The 5097-nt window shown below is 45.1% G+C and carries 6 protein-coding genes; all 6 read left to right on the forward strand.

Annotated features, from left to right (window positions below; genetic code table 11):
- The coding region (locus tag VIP81_RS17130) for a SusD/RagB family nutrient-binding outer membrane lipoprotein (protein ID WP_331963502.1) at positions 1-1216 on the forward strand (1216 nt) is incomplete at its 5' end.
- A gap of 17 nt (positions 1217-1233) precedes the next feature.
- Positions 1234-1362 (forward strand): hypothetical protein, encoded by a 129-nt coding sequence (locus VIP81_RS17135; RefSeq protein ID WP_331963504.1) that lies wholly within the window; start codon positions 1234-1236, stop codon positions 1360-1362.
- Between the two features lie 18 nt (positions 1363-1380).
- Positions 1381-2484 (forward strand): sterol desaturase family protein, encoded by a 1104-nt coding sequence (locus VIP81_RS17140; protein ID WP_331963507.1) that lies wholly within the window; start codon positions 1381-1383, stop codon positions 2482-2484.
- Between the two features lie 149 nt (positions 2485-2633).
- Positions 2634-3227: an RNA polymerase sigma factor gene (locus VIP81_RS17145; protein ID WP_331963510.1), complete on the forward strand. Its 594-nt coding sequence runs from the start codon at positions 2634-2636 to the stop codon at positions 3225-3227.
- A gap of 160 nt (positions 3228-3387) precedes the next feature.
- The gene (locus tag VIP81_RS17150) at positions 3388-4548 is read left to right on the forward strand and encodes a FecR family protein (protein ID WP_331963514.1); all 1161 of its coding nucleotides are present in this window, start codon (positions 3388-3390) and stop codon (positions 4546-4548) included.
- Between the two features lie 242 nt (positions 4549-4790).
- On the forward strand, positions 4791-5097 hold a 307-nt coding region (locus VIP81_RS17155), incomplete at its 3' end, for a hypothetical protein (protein ID WP_331963517.1).

Consider the following 5097-nt stretch of genomic DNA (forward strand, 5'->3'; position numbering starts at 1 on the left):
CTGGAAAGGGTTTTATGCGGATGTGCTGGACGAGCTGAAAATTGTAAAGACAACCGCCGCACAGCAACAACTACCTTATTACAGTGGTATTGCGCGCATACTCAGTACGTATGCATATGGTACACTAACGGATTTGTTTGGAGATATTCCCTATAAGGCATCTCTCTATGGAAATAATATTACCAACCCGGCATATGACAAGCAGGAAGATATTTACAAAGCCTTGCAGGAGCAGCTGGACTCGGCCATACTGGATCTTTCCGTACCGGCTACCGCCAATCTGGGTGTATTACCTGCATCTGATGATGTGATCTATGGCGGTAATGTGGAACGATGGAAATCACTGGCGTATACGCTGAAGGCACGATATGCGATACATCTCACTAAAATAAATGCCACAGATGCCGCACAACAGGTACTAAAAGCATTGTATGACGGTGCGCGATACAGGGGAATAGCAGATAATTCTTCCGATGCACTGGTGGTATTTGGCGCTGCTACCACGAACGCGAATCCTTTCTATCAGCAAAATACCAACCGCCCGGGATGGATAGGGCTGGGCGCCTCTTTTGTAAATCTGTTAAACGGAAATGAAGTAACGGATGCTGCCACCAAACCGGAAGGGCCGCTGGTAGATCCAAGGCGGGCGTACTTTGCCACGCCTTATCCGGCTGGCAGCAGTACCTTCCGCGGAAGCGCTCCGGGCGTACCTGGGGCCTTTTCAGTGATCGGCTCTTTTTATGGCACCGCTACTTCACCGGTGATCATCAGCAGTTTTTCTGAAGCGAAGTTCCTGGAGGCAGAAGCCAGATGGCGCATTAATCCCGCCGACCCATTGGTGAAAGTATCGCTGGAAGCGGCCATCCGTTCTTCTTTTCAGCGCGTGGTCAGCAATCCCGCTGATCCCTATGCTACCTCAGATAAACAACAGGCCTATATAACGGCAAAGGCTACACTGAGCGGAGTAGCTGCCAGCGACCTGAATACTATTGTCACCCAAAAATATATCGCGTTATTTCTGCAACCGGAAGCCTGGTCAGATTATCGCCGTACGGGATATCCGGCCTTGCCGCTGGCGCAAAACGCCACCAGCGTGGCTAATCCTAATGGGAAGATCCCGAGAAGAATTCCTTATCCACAAAACGAACAATCACTGAATAGAAACACACCGGCAGGATCAGGCTATCAAACGCCTGCACTGTGGTGGGACAAATAATCATTAAAATCTTCATTATGACAATTACAGATGTTGCTATACTGAGCAAGAAAATTGCCATCGGGATATTTATATTCCTGGTACCACTGATCATCATCGCCGGTACTATCTGGCTGTTACATTTTTTACTTAATCATCCTCATTGATCACAAAAAATACATTTTATGACAACAACAGCAAAAACACCCACACAGGTGATTCTGAAGGATTCCCTGATTAGTCTGCTGCTTTATGTATTGCCGATATCTTTGATGTTTCTGTGGTTTTACATCAGTGGCAGCAGGCCATGGGAAACCATTAGGACCGAACATCTTTCTTTCCGGGCGCCTGCATTGCTGGAGGCCGTATTTAATAACCTGAAAACCTGGGGGCTACCTGCCATCATGCTGGTGGTGGGCATTGTAGAGTTTTCCGTTGGCTTGTATGAAAACAGGTGGACCAAAAATGAACGTATTCTCGATATCGTTTGCTTCATTCTGCCGAAGATCGTATTGCGTCCTTTGATTGCTTACTTCGGGTTACAACTGTTGCCACTGGTACTGCCCAATGCAAAGGATGCCTTCGTGTGGGTGCCTTTCTGGTGGGCGTTTGCGATCATGGCCGTAGCCGATGATCTGACCCAATACTGGTATCACCGGCTGCATCATCAGCTGCCACTATTATGGCGATTCCATCGTACACATCATTCTGCCCCGTACATGGGAATGGCGATGGCCAGCAGGCAGAATATTATTTACACGATGTTTTTTTCGCAGATCTATCTGACCGTTGCACTGACTTATTTAGGATTGGGTTATGCCGCGCTTTTTGTGGGTGGCATTAAATCCCTGATTACCACGGCAGCGCATTCCAGCATAAAATGGGACAAACCATTTTATACAATCCGCTGGCTGAATCCCGTTGCCTGGGTGATGGAACGGGTTATTTCAACGCCGGCCACGCATCACGCACATCATGCCGATACGACCGATGATGGCATTGGAAATTATAAAGGAAATTTTGGAAATATGTTTTTTATCTGGGACCTGATTTTTGGAACAGGGATCATTACACGTCAGTATCCTGCGGCATATGGATTGAAACATTATAAGGAGGAAGAATGGTATGCACAGTTGTTGTGGCCTATTTTTAAATCAAAGAAAGCCGGCAGTGAGCTGGCGAAGAATGGACCGGAAGTAGGGGATGAGCTACCGGTGGAAGCTCCTGTGGCGCCGCCGTATGCTTTTTGGGAGAAGGAGGAGAACAGAACTCCGGTAGCCGTAAAGTGATAAAGATCGAAAATAACCCGTAATAAAGGTTACCCCCACGGGTAACCTTTATCCTTTTGTTAACCGCTTGTTATTTTGATTTCTTCATTTTTAAAAAAAAAGAAATCAGAGAATGCTTAAATTGCCGTCTATCACTAACACAGGGGATATTGCGCGGTGCCAACTTTCATATAGAAAAAGATGTATTGATCAGAATATCGGAGGGGGATGAAGATGCTTTTCGGCAACTTTTTTACGGCGTACTTCCCTGGCTGACGCCTTTTATCGGCAGTATGGTGAAAACGGGCGAAGGTACCCAGGAGATTGTGCAGGAAACATTTATCCGGATTTGGTTGAGCCGGGATAAACTGCCTGCGCTGCAGGAACCTAAGGCATGGATCATCCGGGTGGCTACCAATGAATGTTTTACCTATTTTCATAAACAGACTTACCGCCGCAAAATAAATCAGGTGCTGGAAGGCGCGACTGCCATGGACGCCAACGTTGGAGAAGACAGACTACAGATGAAGGAAACGCAGTTATTGATACAGCGTGCAGTAAATACACTACCACCCCAACGAAAAAAAATCTACCAGATGAGCAGGGAGCAGGGGCTGAAAACGCCTGAAATAGCAGATCAGCTACAATGCTCGCATAGCTATGTGAAAAATACCCTGACAGCAGCACTCAGCCATATCCGGGAGTATCTTACTGCCGCAGGGAAAATAATTCCGCTACTAATTTTATTTTCCTTAAACAGTTGATTTTAAGTTAGTTGAAGTCTTATTTGCAATTATTGAAAAAATAATTGTTCCCCGATGAGTACCAAATCCCTTTTTTACATTCTTTATCTTATTACGCGTTGTGATGTCATCACAATAGCGTGTCGCCTGTAATTTTTTACTACACGTTTTTGAAAATTCTATGGAACAAAGAATTGTATACTTATTACAAAAATGTAGCAACAATGATTTGACAGCAACAGAGGAGGCCGAGTTGAACACATTTTTTACTGATGAAAATAACCGGGAGCTGTTTAATCGCGAGGCGGCAGATCTGCTGGCAACAATGCCGGCAGACCAGGAGATCGATAAGGCGGTATGGGAGCCTTTGTTGTTAAATGTGTTGGAGGCAGATAAGGTATTTGAAAAAGAAGTAGCCAGCCGCAAAGTGAGATGGTGGCAGTATGCAGCCGCTGCGGTGCTGATGGGTGTTTTAGCGGGATTAGGATACTGGTGGCTGAACGACTCCAAACAGGCTCCGATACCACTTGCCAGTCATATCGGACCGGGTACGGACAAGGCTATTCTGCAATTATCCAACGGTAACAGCATTGTGCTGACAGATCAACAGAATGGTGTGGTAGGACAACAGGGAGGGGTACAGGTGGTAAAGCTCGACAGTGGATTTGTAGCTTATCAGGGAGGCAGCACCAGTAACAGCGACGAAGTAGCATTTAACACGCTTACTACGCCTCGTGGCGGACAGTTCAAGATCATGTTGCCCGATGGCTCACTGGTATGGCTGAATGCAGCCAGCGCATTAAAATATCCGGCTGTTTTTACGGGAGATAAGCGCGTAGTAGAGCTTACCGGAGAAGCTTATTTTGAAGTAGCAGTCAACGCCCGTCAACCATTTTATGTAAAGTCGAAAGGACAGGAAGTAATGGTATTGGGTACCAGCTTTAATATTAACGCTTACGACGATGAGCCTGTAGCTTCCACTACTTTATTGAGTGGAAAAGTGAAAGTAAGCGGCGCCGCATTTTCCGGAGTAATGCAGCCTGGAGAACAAATACAGCAAAAAGGGAGCGATCACTGGCAGCTGATCAGGAATGTGGATACAGATAATGTGATGGCATGGAAGAAAGGATTGTTTTCATTCAACCGGGCAGATGTGACTACCGTAATGCGGCAGCTGGCACGGTGGTATGATGTAACCGTAATATTTGAAACGAAAAACAGGCAACAGCAGTTTGTGGGAGAAATACCGCGGAATGTAAGCCTGGACAAAGCATTGGAGATTCTTAAATTTAGTGATATACACTGTGTCGTAACAGGAAGAACGATTAAGATTATTGATTAAATCAACCAATTATCATTATTTATTATCAACCAAAAACCAACCAACCAGTAATGAAAAAAAATACATCATGAAACAGAAAACAGAAGTGCTTGCAACACTTCTGTTTTTAATCCGGGTTTACCGATAACCATCCGACTAAAGACAACTTTATCAATTCACCCAAACATTACAAATGTATGCAATTAAGTAATTGCTATCGGCATTTCTTTGCCCGTTCCTTCCTAAAAAAAGCGATGCTCATTATGAGATTAAATTTTTTCCTGATCGTTGTTTTGTGTCTGCATGTAAGTGCAAAAGGGGTATCTCAGGAGATTACATTGTCATTGAAAGAGACCACACTGGAAAAGGTATTGACAGTTATTAAGAAACAAAGCACTTATCATTTCTTTTACAACGCGCAACTGCTGCAGGCTGCCACGCCTGTGAGCATAGAATTGCACCATGCCTCTTTACAGCAGGCATTAACGAAAAGTATGGAAGGCCAGCCATTTTCCTGGCATATTGATGAAGAAAATAAGCTGGTCATTATTGGTAAAAAAGTACCAGCCG

The sequence above is a fragment of the Chitinophaga sp. genome (assembly GCF_036566945.1).
Taxonomy (GTDB): domain Bacteria; phylum Bacteroidota; class Bacteroidia; order Chitinophagales; family Chitinophagaceae; genus Chitinophaga.

Coding starts and splice junctions, on each gene's coding strand:
- VIP81_RS17135 (WP_331963504.1), top strand. CDS start 1,234: ATGACAATTACAGATGTTGCTATACTGAGCAAGAAAATTGCCATCGGG.
- VIP81_RS17140 (WP_331963507.1), top strand. CDS start 1,381: ATGACAACAACAGCAAAAACACCCACACAGGTGATTCTGAAGGATTCC.
- VIP81_RS17150 (WP_331963514.1), top strand. CDS start 3,388: ATGGAACAAAGAATTGTATACTTATTACAAAAATGTAGCAACAATGAT.